Raw genomic sequence first — 16,299 nt, 5'->3', positions numbered from 1 at the left:
AATGACATGGCAACACACCCTATAAAAAGAAATCCCTGGAGCTGGATTCCGACCCTCTACTTCGCGGAAGGATTACCCTATGTAGCCGTAATGACTATCGCCGTTATCATGTATAAACGCCTGGGACTGTCCAATACCGAAATAGCCCTTTACACCTCCTGGCTCTATCTTCCTTGGACCGTCAAACCGCTTTGGAGCCCGTTCGTCGACTTGGTAAAGACCAAGCGTTCCTGGGTTATCGCCATGCAAGGGTTCATCGCCGCCGGATTTGCAGGCATAGCCTTCTTTATCCCCACCGCACATTACGTACAGTTCACCCTTGCCTTTTTCTGGCTGCTCGCATTCAGTTCAGCCACACATGACATCGCTGCGGACGGATTCTACATGTTCGGGCTCAACAACAAAGAACAATCTTTCTTCGTCGGCATCCGGAACACATTCTACCGGCTTGCCAACATCTTCGGACAAGGCATTCTCGTCATGCTGGCAGGATGGTTGGAAACATCCCGGAACAATATCCCCCTTGCCTGGAGCGTCACCTTCTATCTCCTTGCAGGATTATTTCTGGCCCTTACCCTCTATCACCGGTACATCCTCCCCCACCCCGATTCCGACATCAAACGTCCCGGACTTACGGCAAGCAAGCTATTGGAAGACTTTCTCCTGACCTTCGTCACATTCTTCAAAAAAGGGAATTCGGGCCTTATGCTCTTTTTCCTGCTCACCTACCGGCTGGGAGAATCGCAATTAGCCAAAATCACCTCCCCGTTTTTACTGGATACACCCGAAAAAGGCGGGCTGGCACTATCAACTTCGACAGTCGGAATGATTTACGGCACGATAGGCGTCATAGCCCTGTTAGCCGGCGGAATCATCAGCGGCTTCCTCGTTTCGCGCGACGGGTTCAGAAAATGGATATTACCCATGGCACTGGCTATCAACATCCCCGACCTGCTATACGTATGGATGGCCGCCGCCACTCCGGACAATGCCTTATTCATAACTATCTGCGTAGCCGTCGAGCAGTTGGGCTACGGTTTCGGCTTCACCGCCTACATGCTCTACCTGATTTATATTGCAGAAGGCGAACACCGGACCGCCCATTATGCCATCGGAACCGGATTTATGGCACTCGGCATGATGCTTCCGGGCATGCCCGCAGGATGGATACAGGAATACCTCGGATATACCGGTTTCTTTATATGGGTTTGCATCTGCACCCTTCCCGGCATTGCCGCCTCATTAATGATTCGCAACCGGTTGGACGAGTCTTTCGGAAAGAAACAATAAAACCTACTTACCGATTCAACACACTAAAAAATAACAGTCATGAATGTAACAAGCAACAAACGTTTACTGGCACTCGACGTAATGCGGGGCATCACCATCGCCGGAATGATTCTGGTCAACAACCCAGGGTCATGGGAATATGTATATGCACCTCTCCAACATGCCCGGTGGAACGGCCTGACCCCCACAGACCTGGTTTTCCCTTTCTTTATGTTTATCATGGGAATCTCCACCTATATCTCACTTAGAAAATATGATTTCATATTCAACACCCCCGCCGCCCTGAAAATCATCAAAAGAACCGTCGTCATTTTCTGCATCGGAATCGCCATCAACTGGTTCGCCCTGTCTTGTTACACCCACGACCCGTTTCCGTTGGAACAGATACGTATTCTGGGAGTGATGCAACGGCTCGCGCTATGTTATGGCGCAACGGCTTTCATCGCCTTACTCCTCAAACACAAATACATTCCTTATTTAATCATTGCGCTTCTGGCAGGCTATTTCATCATTCTCATTACCGGCAACGGATTCGCCTATAATGAAACCAACCTACTTTCCATCATCGACCGCAGCATCTTGGGAGACGCGCACATGTACCAGGACAACCACATCGACCCGGAGGGATTGCTAAGTACCATTCCTTCCGTCGCCCATGTATTGATAGGTTTTTGCGTAGGCAGACTACTGATGGAAACAAAAGACATAAGAGAAAAGCTGGAACGGCTTTTCCTCATCGGAACAGTCCTCACCTTTGCCGGTTTCCTGCTCAGTTACGGATGTCCGTTCAATAAAAAGATATGGTCTCCTACTTTCGTTCTGGTCACTTGCGGATTGGGTTCCAGCTTTTTAGCCCTGCTCGTATGGATAATCGACATCAAAGGATATAAGAAATGGAGCCGTTTCTTCGAATCATTCGGAGTAAATCCCCTCTTCATCTATGTACTGGCAGACGTGCTCGCCATCCTACTCGGCATCATCACCGTCACTAGCCGGGGAGAAAGCCTCTCTTTACAACAGGCTTTTTATGCAGGCGCCCTCCAGCCCGTTTTCGGAAATGCAGGCGGTTCTCTTGCCTACGCTTTATTATTTGTCCTGCTCAACTGGGTAATAGGATACTTACTATATAAAAAGAAAATATACATTAAGATATGATACTCATCGCAGACAGCGGTTCTACCAAAACCCATTGGTGCGTCATACTCAATAATACGCCCGTCAAGCAAATCCGGACGAAAGGAATTAACCCTTTTTTCCAGTCGGAAGAAGAAATACGGCAAGAACTGGCACATGCCCTTTTGCCTCAGTTACCGGAAGGAACCATCCATTCAGTCCATTTCTACGGTGCGGGATGCACACCGGAAAAAGCGCCCGTCCTCCGGCGGGCAATTTCCGGCAGCCTGCCTGTTACCGGAAATATCAAAGCTCATTCGGACATGTTGGCCGCCGCCCGCGGACTATGCGGCCGTGAGGCGGGTATCGCCTGTATTCTGGGAACCGGTTCCAATTCCTGCTTCTACGACGGAAAAGAAATCGTGAACAACATTTCCCCTTTGGGATTCATACTAGGCGATGAAGGCAGCGGGGCAGTCCTGGGGAAATTACTGGTAGGAGACATTCTGAAAAACCAACTTCCGGCCGCCGTCAAAGAAGCTTTTCTGAAACAGTTCGGGCTGACACCCCCCGAAATCATAGACAGGGTTTACCGTCAGCCCTTCCCTAACCGCTTTCTGGCGAGCCTCTCCCCTTTTCTGGCGCAACATCTGGAAGAACCCGGCATCCGCCGGTTAGTCCTCGACAGCTTCACCGCTTTCCTGCGAAGAAATGTGATGCAATATGATTATCTGCATTATCCCGCCCACTTCATCGGCTCGATAGCCTACTGTTACAAGGAAATATTGCAGGAAGCCGCCCAAGAAACCGGGGTCATGACCGGCAAGATTCTCCAAAGCCCGATGGAAGGATTAATCCGGTATCATACCGGTCTAACCGGACAGCCATAATCAATAATCGGTAACCACCAACGTGCTGACAACCGGGCAAGCGTCATTTTACAGACAAATAAGGGGAACGGAAGTTTCAACGGCGAGAAACTATAGTTTCAACAGTTAGAAACTGTAGTTCCATAAGCAAGAAACTGTAGTTTCCTCTTAAACGAAACTAAAGTTTCAAGCGCATGAAACTCTAGTTTCAAGCTATTGAAACAAGTGTTTCATAGAATAGGATAAAGTGTTCCAACAGGATGAAACAAAATACGGTCCACAGCAAAAGCGTTTTTCAGTGCAGTGCACCGATTAAGGACGGCTACTTGCCTGTTAATAAGAATCTCCTTGCCTAATCCCGGCTCATCATAATGCCGGAAACAGACAAGGAGACTTTATCCTGAAAAAGCAAGCCGTAAGATTTTTATCCTCAAAATCCATTCGAGCCTTCCTTTGATGTATTAATTCAATAATACACATCCAATCACAATCCGCCGCTTTCCCAGAGGCGTCTCAAGTTCAGCACATTTGCCCCGCTTGAAACAGACGAATCAGAATTCCACCAAAATACGGAACACTTTTCCCGGATTGGCAGTCCACTCTTTCATGGCATCCAAGGCGTTCTCCGGCTTTACAATCTTCGATATCAATTCTTCTACCGGGCAATTTCCTTCTTTCATATAATGAATGACCGCACGAAAATCTTCCGGCAACGCATTTCTGGAACCGCGGATATCCAATTCTTTCTGTACAAAGAGCTTCGTTTGAAAAGCCACTTCACTCTTGGCATAACCGATACAGACCACACGTCCCGTAAAACCGGCTTCATCTACCGCCATTACGTAAGTCACCGGGCTGCCGACAGCTTCAATCACGACATCGGCCCCCAATCTTTCCGTTATCTCCTGCATTCGCTCATGCACGTTCTCCGTTTTGGAATTAATCACATAAGACGCACCGACTCTCTTCGCCAGTTGCAGTTTCTCATCATCCAAATCGACAGCAATCACCGTTGCCCCTCTCAAAGCGGCACGCACAATCGCACCGATGCCAATCATGCCGCAACCGATTACCATCACATACTCATTATCGACCACCCGCGCACGGGAAACCGCATGAAACCCGACACTCATAGGCTCAATCAGCGCACAGTCACGCGAAGAGATATCGCCGGCCGGAATAATCTTCGTCCAAGGCAAGACGGCATATTCACACATGACCCCATTCCGCTGCACCCCCAACGTCTCATTGTGCTCGCACGCATTGACACGCCCATTCCGGCAGGAAGCGCACTTGCCGCAATTGGTGTACGGATTCAACGTCACACTCATCCCTTTTTCAAAACCGGCCGGAACACCCGGTCCGACCTCCTCGATTACCGCACCGACCTCATGTCCCGGAATCACCGGCAACTTCACCATCGGGTTACGTCCCAGAAAAGTATTCAGGTCGGAACCGCAAAAACCCACATACTTGATTTTCACCAACACTTCACCGGAACCGGCAACCGGTTTCTCCAGCTCAACCACCTTCATCTCGGAGGGATTGACAATTTGAACTGCTTTCATTTTATATGTCTCAAATAAATTTAATTAATCAACAACTTTATAGCCTTTCCAACCGTAAAAAGCGCAAAAGGCAAAACAGACCATCGGCACACCATACGCCACATAATAAACATGTTCGTTAGCGTGCATGAAATAAGCCGTCAACTGGGGCAAACAAGCATTGCCGACAATAGCCATCACCAGAAAAGCCGAACCGCTCTTCGTCTGGTTCCCCAATCCTTTCAGGGCCAATGAAAACTGCGTGGGATACATGATAGACATGAAAAAAGAAATAGCCAACATCGCATACAGCCCGACCATACCTCCCCATGCCATTACGACTCCGCACAAAAGAATATTCATCAAAGCATAAACCAGCAACATATCCTGCGGACGGAATTTCACCATCAGTCCCGTACCTATCCAACGCCCCAAAAGGAAAGCAAGCATATACAATCCGAAGAAAGTGGTTGCCGTGTCTTCCGGCAACCCGGCATAAGTACAGCAGTAAACCAGAAACAGGCTGTTTATCGCCGTCTGCCCTCCGTTATAAAAGAACTGGGCAATCACTCCCCAACGCAAATGCGAGCGTTTCAACACATTAAAATCAATCAGTTTTTCTCTCTTCCCGGCAAGTTCCGCCCCCTCCGAAGCATCCGTCCCTTCATCTCCAATCTTAGGCAACTTTGAAAAGACGAACACGACGGCGATGGCGATAAGCAGCAAAGCCAGTATCAGGTAAGGAAGCTTCATGGCATCCGTTTCCAATTGAATATAAGCCTGCCACCCGCCCGGATAATCGGCAGGAAGCGTCTCACGTGTATAATGGTTCCCGCTAAGAATCAGTTTACTCAGGAACATGGCGGCTATAAAAGCTCCCAACCCGTTGAAAGACTGCGCCAGGTTCAACCGGCGAGGGGCTGTTTCGGACTCCCCCAAGACCGTAACATACGGATTGGCAGCCGTTTCCAGAAAACACATTCCGGTAGCGATAATGAAGAAAATGCCGAGATAAGCCCAGTACTCTTTCAAAATGGCGGCCGGGAAAAAGAGCAAGCCTCCGATAGCCGCCAGGATAAGCCCGAAAATAATCCCCGCCTTATAACTGTAGCGTTTCATAAACATGGCTATCGGGATGGGAAAGATGAAATAGGCAAGCCAATAGGCGGTTTCCGTGAAAGAAGCCTCAAAAGTATTCAGTTCGCAAGTCTTCATCAATTGCCGTATCATGGTAGGAAGCAGGTTGCTGCTTATCGCCCACAGGAAGAAAAGGCAGAAGACCAAAGCCAGAGGTATCGTATATGTATTTTTTTTCATGGTATGACGGTATTCTTCTTATTCAGACATGTTTTTGATATAAGGAAGCACGGGAAGTTCTGCAAACCCGTAGAACTTCCGGGCATTTTCTCCCAGGAAAAGGCTCTTCTCGCCTTCCGTCAACTCGGAAGACTTCACCACAAAATCGTAAGACATCTTATAAGTGATAGCCGTAATCGTACGAGGATAATCCGAACCCCACATCAGCTTTTCCATTCCGACCAGTTCCGCAGCCTCACGAATCGCCCGTACCGCTCCCTTAAAAGGATAGAACTCGTCATTGAAAAGCCAGGTGATTCCGCCGGATTCAATCCTGACATTGGGATGGCGCGCCAAACGGATTTGTTCTTTCCAACCGGGACGTGTCACCATGCCAAAATGCCCGACAGCAATTTTCAACCGGGGACACTCCTGGATAATTTCCTCCATCTCAGAGACCTGCGTAGCTCCATCCGCCAAATCGATGGAAAGCATGACGCCTTTCTCTTCCATATAGCGGAACATCTTCATCATTTCTTCATTATTCAGCATCACCCGCCCTTCTTTCAATAAAAGACGCTGTGCGGGGATTTTGATGGCTTTAAAGCCTTTTGCAATAAGTTCTTTCGCCTGTTCCAGAAATCCCGGTTTGCGGAACTCGCACATCCCGCAAACAAAGAAACGGTCAGGGTAACGGGCAACGACTTCCGCCAGATAATCATTCTGAATACCGTCGATAAACTCTTGCGTTATCACGGCGGCAGCTACCTGCGCATAGTCCATGTTCGACAGAAAGATTTCCGCGCTATTCACTCCGTCTGTCATAAAAGGCGGAACCATCTGCCGAATCTCTCCCATAAATTCCGAACGCCCGTTTTCCAGCGTACGGACAGGCAGCCCGTCTACGACCGTATCTTGCCGCAGCCACAAATGGGCGTGTGCATCAATAATTGTGTAGTCCATACCAACGATTCCGCTTTATGAGTTCGCCCAGCTTACCCGTTTCTGTTCTCCGATTATTTCCTGTACCTCCCGGACAAGTTCCCAATCGACAGGTTCTTCGATGAAAGCGACGTTTTTCTTCACATTCTCCGGACGGGTCGTACTAAACAAGGTAGTAGCGATACGGGGATTGCTGACAGAGAATTGCATAGCCAGCTTCTCAATCGGATAATTTTTCGCCTTGCAATGCTCCATGGCTTTACGGCAGGCTTCTACCAACGGTTGGGGAGCCGGATGCCAAGCCGGGACGCCGCGTTCGCTCAACAACCCCATTGAAAGCGGAGAAGCGTTAATCACGCCGATTTCTTTGGATTCAAAGTAATCCAGGAAATCCGTTAACTTATCGTCACACAAACAGTAATGGCAGAAATTGAGCACGGATTCAACCGTACCGCTCGGCGAATGGTCGATTACCCATTTCAGATTCTCCAGTTGCAAGTCTGTAATCCCGACATGTCCTACCACTCCTTTCTCGCGCAACTCCACCAGAGCGGGCAAGGTTTCGTTCACGACTTGGCTCAAATCGGCAAACTCAATGTCGTGCACATTTATCAGGTCGATAAAATCTATATTCAAACGTTCCATGCTCTCATACACGCTTTCTGTGGCGCGTTTTGCCGAATAATCCCATGTATTTACGCCATCCTTTCCGTAGCGTCCCACTTTGGTGGAAAGATAATAACAGTCGCGAGGGAGTTCTTTCAACGCTTTCCCCAATACCGTTTCCGCCTTATAATGCCCGTAATAAGGAGAAACGTCTATAAAGTTCATTCCCGACTCAACGGCGGCAAACACAGCCTGGATGCCTTCTTTTTCTTTCAAATCATGGAAAACTCCTCCCAAGGAAGAAGCTCCGAAGCTAAGGGACGAGACCTTCATCCCTGTCTTTCCGATTTCATGGTATTGCATACTTTTAGGTTTTAAATAGTTTATATGCGGCAAAAATAGGACAGGAACGATTTCCATATAGCAGGGAAGCCCTTAAAAAGCGACGTAACGGTTTACGTAAAAAATATTGCTCCGGATGCTTTTATTTACCGGGGAATGTACTTTCTTTGTAAAAAAATCAAAGTTGGAGACCTTCAAATGGAATACCGGAAACATACCTCACTCAAAGACCTCGCTAAAGTATTGGGGGTTTCGATTCCCACCGTGTCCAGGGCATTGAAAGACAGCCCGGAAATCAGCCGCGAACTTTGTGCCAAAGCAAAAGAGCTGGCTAAGGAAATGAACTACCGTCCCAACCCTTTTGCCATGAGCCTACGGAAAAACGCCCCGCGCATCATCGGGGTGGTTGTTCCGGATATCGTGACTCATTTCTTCGCTTCCATTCTGAACGGAATAGAGAACATGGCCATCGCCAACGGGTATTTCGTGATTATCACCACATCGCACGAGTCCTACGAACATGAGAAACGGAACATCGAGAATCTGGTAAATATGCGTGTCGAAGGCATCATCGCCTGCCTGTCGCAGGAAACCACGGACTATTCCCATTTCGCCGCCCTGAAAGACATCAATATGCCGCTTATCTTATTTGACCGTGTCTGCCTGACGGAACATTTTTCGTCGGTGGTGGCGGACGGGGCGCAATCCGCACAGATGGCGACACAGCATCTTCTGGACAACGGCAGCAAGCGGGTGGCCTTTATCGGCGGAGCCAACCATCTGGACATCGTAAAAAGAAGAAAACACGGTTATCTGGAAGCCCTGCGCGAGAACCGGATACCTATTGAAAAGGAGTTGGTGGTCTGCCGGAAAATCGATTATGAAGAAGGCAAGATTGCCACAGAGACTCTGCTGGCACTTCCACAGCCTCCCGATGCCATCCTCGCAATGAATGACACACTGGCTTTCGCCGCTATGGAAGTTATCAAGAGCCACGGGCTCCGCATTCCGGACGATATTTCCATTATCGGATACACGGATGAGCAACATGCCAACTATGTGGAACCTAAATTATCCGCCGTATCGCATCAGACGTACAAAATGGGGGAAACCGCTTGCCGGCTGCTTATAGACCGGATAAAAGGGGATAAGGCTGTCAGGCAAGTAATCATTCCCACCCATTTGCAGATTAGGGAAAGCAGTATCAAGCGGCAGGGGTAATTACGGTTTATCCATAACTACGGTATATCCAGCAGTTCCTCAATAAGGGATTTCAATTCTTTTACATTTACCTTTTCCGGCTTTTTCCACCGAACCGGCAGGTAGATTGCCTCACTGTCCAGGGATTCTTCGGGTTGGATAACGCTTCCCTCCGACCAGAAAATATTCTTCCGAAAACAGGCATCATTCTTGGTATGGTCTCCCGTAATATAACACTTCCCGCCGTTAGTGAGACAAAACCGGTTATTCTCGAAACGTAATCCCTGCGAATAACCCGTCTCAAAATGAACCGCCCCGCCATAACTGCTTATTATTTTATTTCCATAAACCCGCGTATTACGCAAAGGCTCCGACGTATAACTTTCCTCACACCAGACAAAAATACCGGCATGGGAATTCTTAGAACCATCATCAATACTGATATTGTATCTTATCTCATTATTGTTCCATACACCGCCACCTCCATATTGGAATAGTCCATAACCGGCTCCCTCGTTATTCATAGACAGATTATATTGCAATACACTGTTGGTAATACCGCCGTCAAAATCGAAGCCGCCTCCATCTTTGCCTGAGGCGGAAGTTTTATTATCATGGGAATAACAATACTGAATCGTTATGCAATCAGCCTCATATGCCCAGATTCCCACAGGACCATTCCCGCCGCGAGGCATCGCCCAACCATTATTCATGGCTTCACAATATTCTACCGTAGCAGATGTGACCTGTCCCAGAAGAATACCGCTGCCGCTATGATTGTCCGTAATCTGGTAACAACCGGGATTGTTCTCAGCGATACAAGAACTTATATGAACATTCCGGGTCCTGTTCTTCGAATCGGGAGCCGTGACAAGAATTCCGCAATAGCCATTCTCATGGGCATAAACACGGGTAACCCGATAATCGCTCCCGCCCTCAATAAGCAGGCCATTCCAGAGAAATCCGTAACATTCCAAACGGTCAACCGTAACAAAGCGACAATCTTTACAATGGAGGCCAGAACCGTTATTTGCATCCTCTTCCCGATACCCGTTACCGTAAATAATCAAATCATGAACATTCACATGTTCGGAATTTGCAATCAAAATTCCCGTACCTTTCCCCGCATGCAGGATAGCATTGCCCGTTCCATACGAAGTAATAACGAAAGGACGGGACTTTTCAGCTTTTACTCCTTCGATAGAGAGAGTTCCCCGATGTTCCACACCACCTGCCAAAAACAACGTATCCCCTTTTCCCCATGTCACCCGTTCTAACTTTGAAAGACTTTTATAAGGATGTTCCCGGCTTCCGTCTTCTACGAGTGACCGGCTTTCCGGATTGACATAGTAATTAACGCCGTTTTTTGCCGGATAACCCTGCAAATGAACGTATGATATCAAAAACAACAGAAAAAACAACTTTCTCATAAATCTTATTTCAACATAAGTTTATACTCAGGAAATACCTCGAACGTTTTCACTTCCGTCCGGTTATATCCGGCTTCACCCGGTACTATATCAAAATAGATTTTTGTTTCAGGAGAAAGAGGATAGAGCACCAACCGCATCTTATGTCCCTCGACAGGGGTCTCCAAACGATTTAGCCCGACAGTCCATGTCGTATTATTGTTAAAATCGTCGGCCTCAAGCCTGTAGTTTGAATACAGTTCCGCACGGTCACCGATATAACGGGTACGCATATATATATTATTCACATCCTTCAAAACACCGAAAGGGATATCCAACGACCACTCATTAAAGGAATGAACGGATATAAGATTCGCATTCTCCGGCGCATCGACAACGACCGGTGCCTCCGGACGGTTATAACCGCGTGTCAGTGAGGGATTCGTGTACATATCTGTCGCTAACCAGGAACTATCGGTAGCAAATTCGACCCTATCATTATTATAGTACTCTACAATAACCCGTGCTGCCATTTTCTTCTGTCCCTCAACGAAAGGGAAATCAATGAAAAGCATATTTTCTCCCTTCCGCACATAGCCTGTCAAGTCAATGGTATTCAATATGCCAGGAGTTATTTCCTGACGTATCCAAGTGTCATTCAGATTCAATTTACAATCACTTTCCGGATATAGATAAAGCATGACTCTACGGAAACGGGAAGGATTGTCCAGACTGAACTCTTTGAAAAAGAACCTGTGATAACATTGCATGTAGGGTTCTATATTCTTAAAATTGGCGGTTTCCAACCATTGGGCATTTGCCAACAACGGAACCGGAGTCAACCTGATTCCGCTGCATTTTGCGGAAGTGGCGACACACAACTCTTTAAACCCTCCTTTTTCAGGTTCGAACAAACGTGCCCTGACCTCCGGCTGCAAGGAAGTCCCCCATACATGTCGCCCGTCATGATACAGAGCTGAGGACGAAAGAAAAAAAGACGGATCCGTATCCCCAAGCAACCAGCAATCATCCGCCTGTTTCTCCGTCAATACAATGATTCTCTTTTCAACACCTGCTTTATCCGTCAGACGAATGACACAATCTTCTCCGGAAATCAACTCTGAAACGATAGTCATCCCTTTACAAGTATCGACTTTTCCCTTCAACGCCTCAACCCGGTCTACCGTCTTTGTATCAAATGCGAACTCCGCTGCAATCTCGCCGTTCTGAAAAAAGAATGTGGTATTTCCTACGGTACAGATTGGTTGTACTGTGGCATATTTTATTACAGCACCGCCTATCGGCAGGTTCAAGGGCCATACAAATACCGTACTGTCGGGAATATCCAGTTTACTTTTTACCGGCAAATGAATTTCTTCTCCCTGGAATTTTACGGAAAACCGTACATCGGAACGCTTTTTCTTGGGAGCAAAACGGCAATAATTAATGCCGAACAAGTATCCCTTTTTATTATCGGAACGGACGGCAACCTGCATATCATCCTCCGTAGAAGAAGCCACGACAGACATCATAGGCGCCAGTTTTTCAGCAGATTCAGTTACAAAATAGTGAAATTTTTTCAGTTTACGATATGCTTCCGAAACTTCTCCCGATTCACGGATACCAGCTTGAAAGTCATAAGATTTTGCAGTTACACGGCTCCAATACCCGGTCAACTCCTGTTCTTCCTCCATCGAGGTCAACAGTCCTCTGGGTTGTGTGGCTCCGGCAAAAGGATAGTACCCAAGCAGGTTGCTGCCGGACCCCAGTCTGGCTACAATCATTCCCAAGCCGTCGATATTGCTTATCTTCAGCCGCCGATGATACGTTGTCTGCACTCCTATTCCCATTTCACAGGTAAAAAACGGGTAGAGCTCATAACTCATATATTCCCCTTTATGTTCAATCTGGTCGTTTCCTATATGCTTATTGTCCCGGAAAGGATTAAATCTAAAGTTCTCCGGCTGATATTCCACTCCTACATGTTCCACCCAGGGAGCGTCCGGATAACCGCCCCACAGAGGTATCATTTCCAATGGAGGAACAGAACCGCCTCCCCATCCGGTAACGGTGTACATCGGAACATCAGCCCCCAATTCTTTTACCAGACTTTTCAGCCATGCCATGTGGGGTTCTCCTTTTTTCGCATACCAGTATTCATTTTCAAGCTGAATGGCTACGATATTTCCTCCGTCCTTATAATATAAGCCTTCAAACTGATGAATCATCTGGCTGAAATAACGACGGACATAATTCTGATAAACGATATCGTTAGAGCGGTCTACCAGATATTTTTTCCGGAGTATCCAATCCGGCGTTCCTCCATTACGCGCTTCTCCATGTACCCAAGGGCCGATACGCAGGCACACAAAAAGGCGATGCCTGGCACATAACTCGATAAAAGCCCGGATATCTTTATTACCCGTCCAATCGAACTGCCCTTCTATCTCTTCATGATGATTCCAAAACAAATAAGTAGAAATGATATTCACGCCTCCCGCTTTCATCTTTAAAATACAGTCTTCCCATGCAGAACGTTTGATACGGGAAAACTGCATTTCTCCCATAATCGGCAACACAGGCTTCCCTCCTACGGTCATATAGAGGCTGTTTATCTCTATTTTTCGGTTGTCAGGCCCCGGATTTCCCATTTTCAAATGCCCCCTTACGGGTTCCATCATCACATCAGAGGCGTCTATCTCATAAGTTTTTTGAGCAGATACTCCAAACACGAACATCATCCCCAAAAAGGTAAAAAATATCTTCTTCATCAAATCTCTGTTTTTATCGTATATATTTAATCTGTCAAATCCGTAATCTTCCAACTATCACGCCACGGAATTTCAAACGTTTCTGCAGAAGTAAAGCAAACGGGAAGCCACACATAGGAAGAGTGCATCAAATCGGCTTTATTCCAACGGTCGAACATCGCTATATATTTTCCCGGTTTACCTGCAACAGGCAATACGTAAGTACTTTGCGAATAGAATGTTTTCTCTGCACCGGGGCCCGTACAAGGGTTACCTATGACGGTCCATTCTCCCAGCATGGAATCAGCTACCGCATACTCCGCCACATTCGGGTCCCAACCGGTACACCCGGAACTAATCAGATAATATTTGCCCTGATGTTTAAATACCGCAGGAGCTTCTCGCGACTTATTTATAAAGTTTCGTTTGAAAACGCCTGTATGTTTGGTATAAGAGTCATCCAGCAGGCTGATATAAAGTGTCCTATTCCATTCTGACGAATAGATATGATAAGCACGTCCGTCATCATCTTTAAAAACTGTCTGGTCCCGGCTATCCTGTCCGTTAGGCCTCATCGACCCCAGATACTTAAAACGTCCGGTAGGAGAATCGCATATAGCGACTCCCGCATGGGCTTTCTCATAATCCGGGCTTTCTATATGCATCCACATTACAAATTGAGAATCTTTTTCATTATAGATTACTTTCGGGCGTTCAATCACTTGTGAAGGATGCAATTCGGACGAATCATTTTCAGGAGTAGAAGGAAGGACAAGCCCTTCAAATTTCCAATTCACTAAATCTGCAGAAGAATAGCAACTGACCCCGCCGGCTTCCGTACGCCAACATTCCCAGGAAGTGACCCAGTCAAGACGATAGGTCGAATCGCCTTTATATTCTCCATACCAGTAATAAGTACCGTTGTAAAAAAGGATTCCTCCTCCGTGGGCATTTATCAGATTTCCGTCAGTATCCATCCATGAAGTGCCAGGCACGATAACTTTCGATTGCCGGGAATTTGTGCAAGCCATTGCAAACATCAGGATAAAAACAATCGGCAAAATATGAAGTCGTTCCATATATCTTATTCTTAATTTATTCATTTTTTATCAAAACCAACTACGACGGCACACGTTCCATCTCTCCGCCCTAAACAAAAACCAACAATTCCTTCTTATTCCTCAAGGTGTATATGTGTCATCCCAAAAACAATCTGTTTTACCCTATTGATAAATCGGATTCTGTATTAACGCCGCATTTTTCTGTATCTCGCTGCGTTTAATCGGAATCAGATAATGCGAATCTTTCCATGCGTGTTTTTCAAAGGAGAAAGACGAATAGGTCCCGGACTCCGCATCATACTTCACCCCCATTGCATCCGTGTAAGCGGAAGGAGCCACCAACCAACGGCGGACATCAAAGAAACGGTGTCCCTCAAAGGCAAGTTCCACCCTACGTTCGTTCATATAGCGTTTCCAAAGGGCATCTCCCGTTTCCGAATCAGGGATTGCAGGCATACCTGCCCTCAGACGTATATCATTCATTTTTCTACGGGCAGATTCCTCATCTCCCAAACCCAGGCATGCTTCCGCATAATTCAATAAAACTTCCGCATAACGAATCTGGATATAAGGTTGCGGCTGGCGGAGAGAACCGTAATAACCGTCATTCTCTTTCGGAGATATAAACTTCTTCATGTAATATCCTGTCGTAACTCCCTTATTATTATCTTCTCCATTAATATCTATGTAAATATCTTCAAAGTAAGTTCCCCAATATTTATTGGCATACCACGGTGAACCGTGATGTAGAATAATTGCATCAAAACGAGGGTCACGACCGATATACGGGTCATTCTTTTGCGCCACAAAATCGAAAACGGTACCATCGATATTTTCAAAAGCATCCGCCAGATTAGCAGTCACCTGATTCAATCCGTATCCGCCATAAGAAGGCGTTCCGCATACCCAAGCCACCCAATCGGTCATATAATCAGGCGTATTAATCTTATCATACGTAGATATGAATATTTGTTCCTGCGAATCCATCTGCAAAAACAAATCCTGATAATTCTTTACTTTATCCGCATCTACATCATAAAGGGCATACCCCAGTTCCATACACTTTTCGGCAGCCTCTTTAGCGTCTTCGTACAGTTGGGTGCGTTCACCGCCGACATACCCGATTAATTCGGGGTATTCATATCCGGCAGCCCATGATAAATCATGATGCATTTCACTGGCTGCATAAAGCAATACACGGCTTTTAAGAGCATAAGCAGCCCCCAAAGTCGCACGATGTTTATCCGATTGCGCTTGAATGCGTTCATTATTGATGGCTGCATCCAAATCCTTAACAATGAATTCGACCGTCTCTTCAAAAGTATTACGAGGATATTCATATCCTTTTCCCAAATCCACAGGTTCTTCCAGCAAAGGCACTCCTCCATACTGAGCCATCAGCATAAAATACATATAGGCACGCAAAAAGTGTACCTCGCCCACCAACTGCTCTTTCTTTTCAACATCTGTGAATAAGGTTGTCCCTATATTCTTAAAGAACGTGTTACAGGCACGGATATTCGTATAGGCACTCTGCCACCACCAACCATCCATACAGGCTCCCCAGTTACTGGAAAAAGCTCCTAACTCATCTGGAGTCAACAACGAAGATGTCACATTCGTAATCGTCCCGTCGCTCTGGATGGGAACTTGTTCGTCAACCAATGTTCCACTCATATACCATTGATAAGGATAAGGGATGCCCAAATATATTTTATACACAAACTGCTCTACCAGAGTCGGATTAGCCCAGAACGTGTTATCATCATATTTATCTCCAGGTTTCGTATCCAAAAAGTCGCTGCACCCTTCAAGTATGAATACGGAAATTAATGCTAATGTTACAGTATATATTTTCTTCATATCTAGTTTGA

General features: G+C 46.6%; 12 protein-coding genes. 4 read left to right on the top strand and 8 right to left on the bottom strand.

The features are described 5' to 3' along the window. The first annotated feature begins 6 nt into the window (after positions 1–6). Genes Q5076_RS06165 through Q5076_RS06155 form a run of 3 tightly spaced genes read left to right on the top strand, consistent with a single transcriptional unit; the run spans position 7 to position 3,293 of the window. Positions 7–1,290, top strand: coding sequence for an MFS transporter (locus tag Q5076_RS06165; RefSeq protein ID WP_303011740.1), 1,284 nt, complete (start codon positions 7–9; stop codon positions 1,288–1,290). A gap of 39 nt (positions 1,291–1,329) precedes the next feature. Continuing rightward, positions 1,330–2,445: an acyltransferase family protein gene (locus Q5076_RS06160; RefSeq protein ID WP_303011737.1), complete on the top strand. Its 1,116-nt coding sequence runs from the start codon at positions 1,330–1,332 to the stop codon at positions 2,443–2,445. Then, positions 2,442–3,293, top strand: coding sequence for an ATPase (locus Q5076_RS06155; RefSeq protein WP_303011736.1), 852 nt, complete (start codon positions 2,442–2,444; stop codon positions 3,291–3,293). The genes Q5076_RS06160 and Q5076_RS06155 overlap by 4 nt, the downstream gene beginning before the upstream one ends. Before the next feature lie 530 nt (positions 3,294–3,823). Here the strand turns inward: Q5076_RS06155 and Q5076_RS06150 are convergent. Genes Q5076_RS06150 through Q5076_RS06135 form a run of 4 tightly spaced genes read right to left on the bottom strand, consistent with a single transcriptional unit; the run spans position 3,824 to position 8,026 of the window. After that, the gene (locus tag Q5076_RS06150; protein WP_303011734.1) at positions 3,824–4,840 is read right to left on the bottom strand and encodes a zinc-binding alcohol dehydrogenase family protein; all 1,017 of its coding nucleotides are present in this window, start codon (positions 4,838–4,840) and stop codon (positions 3,824–3,826) included. 24 nt (positions 4,841–4,864) lie between these two features. Further along, positions 4,865–6,136, bottom strand: coding sequence for an L-fucose:H+ symporter permease (gene fucP, locus Q5076_RS06145; protein ID WP_303011731.1), 1,272 nt, complete (start codon positions 6,134–6,136; stop codon positions 4,865–4,867). Between the two features lie 18 nt (positions 6,137–6,154). After that, positions 6,155–7,078: an amidohydrolase family protein gene (locus tag Q5076_RS06140; RefSeq protein WP_303011729.1), complete on the bottom strand. Its 924-nt coding sequence runs from the start codon at positions 7,076–7,078 to the stop codon at positions 6,155–6,157. A 15-nt stretch (positions 7,079–7,093) separates the two neighbouring features. Beyond that, complete coding sequence (locus tag Q5076_RS06135) at positions 7,094–8,026, bottom strand: aldo/keto reductase (protein WP_303011726.1); 933 nt, start codon at positions 8,024–8,026, stop codon at positions 7,094–7,096. Positions 8,027–8,203: 177 nt separating this feature from the next. Here Q5076_RS06135 and Q5076_RS06130 point away from each other — a divergent pair, with 177 nt between their 5' ends. Continuing rightward, a complete protein-coding gene (locus tag Q5076_RS06130) occupies positions 8,204–9,226 on the top strand; it encodes a LacI family DNA-binding transcriptional regulator (RefSeq protein WP_303011723.1) in 1,023 nt (340 codons plus the stop codon). Between the two features lie 17 nt (positions 9,227–9,243). Here the strand turns inward: Q5076_RS06130 and Q5076_RS06125 are convergent, their stop codons facing one another. The 4 genes from Q5076_RS06125 to Q5076_RS06110 form a co-directional block, all read right to left on the bottom strand. Beyond that, positions 9,244–10,635, bottom strand: a complete 1,392-nt coding sequence (locus Q5076_RS06125) for a right-handed parallel beta-helix repeat-containing protein (RefSeq protein ID WP_303011721.1) — start codon at positions 10,633–10,635, stop codon at positions 9,244–9,246. Positions 10,636–10,640: 5 nt separating this feature from the next. After that, the gene (locus Q5076_RS06120) at positions 10,641–13,385 is read right to left on the bottom strand and encodes a beta-galactosidase (RefSeq protein ID WP_303011720.1); all 2,745 of its coding nucleotides are present in this window, start codon (positions 13,383–13,385) and stop codon (positions 10,641–10,643) included. A 26-nt stretch (positions 13,386–13,411) separates the two neighbouring features. Next, complete coding sequence (locus tag Q5076_RS06115; protein ID WP_303011719.1) at positions 13,412–14,443, bottom strand: glycoside hydrolase family 43 protein; 1,032 nt, start codon at positions 14,441–14,443, stop codon at positions 13,412–13,414. Between the two features lie 144 nt (positions 14,444–14,587). Then, positions 14,588–16,288, bottom strand: a complete 1,701-nt coding sequence (locus Q5076_RS06110; RefSeq protein ID WP_303011718.1) for a RagB/SusD family nutrient uptake outer membrane protein — start codon at positions 16,286–16,288, stop codon at positions 14,588–14,590. Positions 16,289–16,299 lie beyond the last annotated feature (11 nt).

The organism is uncultured Bacteroides sp., assembly GCF_958445495.1.
GTDB lineage: Bacteria > Bacteroidota > Bacteroidia > Bacteroidales > Bacteroidaceae > Bacteroides.
Note: the sequence above shows the minus strand (reverse complement) of the source record. Positions and strands in the feature narration are given on the sequence as shown.

Coding starts and splice junctions, on each gene's coding strand:
- Q5076_RS06165 (WP_303011740.1), top strand. CDS start 7: ATGGCAACACACCCTATAAAAAGAAATCCCTGGAGCTGGATTCCGACC.
- fucP (WP_303011731.1), bottom strand. CDS start 6,136: ATGAAAAAAAATACATATACGATACCTCTGGCTTTGGTCTTCTGCCTT.
- Q5076_RS06140 (WP_303011729.1), bottom strand. CDS start 7,078: ATGGACTACACAATTATTGATGCACACGCCCATTTGTGGCTGCGGCAA.
- Q5076_RS06135 (WP_303011726.1), bottom strand. CDS start 8,026: ATGCAATACCATGAAATCGGAAAGACAGGGATGAAGGTCTCGTCCCTT.
- Q5076_RS06110 (WP_303011718.1), bottom strand. CDS start 16,288: ATGAAGAAAATATATACTGTAACATTAGCATTAATTTCCGTATTCATA.
- Q5076_RS06120 (WP_303011720.1), bottom strand. CDS start 13,385: ATGAAGAAGATATTTTTTACCTTTTTGGGGATGATGTTCGTGTTTGGA.
- Q5076_RS06150 (WP_303011734.1), bottom strand. CDS start 4,840: ATGAAAGCAGTTCAAATTGTCAATCCCTCCGAGATGAAGGTGGTTGAG.
- Q5076_RS06160 (WP_303011737.1), top strand. CDS start 1,330: ATGAATGTAACAAGCAACAAACGTTTACTGGCACTCGACGTAATGCGG.
- Q5076_RS06115 (WP_303011719.1), bottom strand. CDS start 14,443: ATGGAACGACTTCATATTTTGCCGATTGTTTTTATCCTGATGTTTGCA.
- Q5076_RS06155 (WP_303011736.1), top strand. CDS start 2,442: ATGATACTCATCGCAGACAGCGGTTCTACCAAAACCCATTGGTGCGTC.
- Q5076_RS06130 (WP_303011723.1), top strand. CDS start 8,204: ATGGAATACCGGAAACATACCTCACTCAAAGACCTCGCTAAAGTATTG.
- Q5076_RS06125 (WP_303011721.1), bottom strand. CDS start 10,635: ATGAGAAAGTTGTTTTTTCTGTTGTTTTTGATATCATACGTTCATTTG.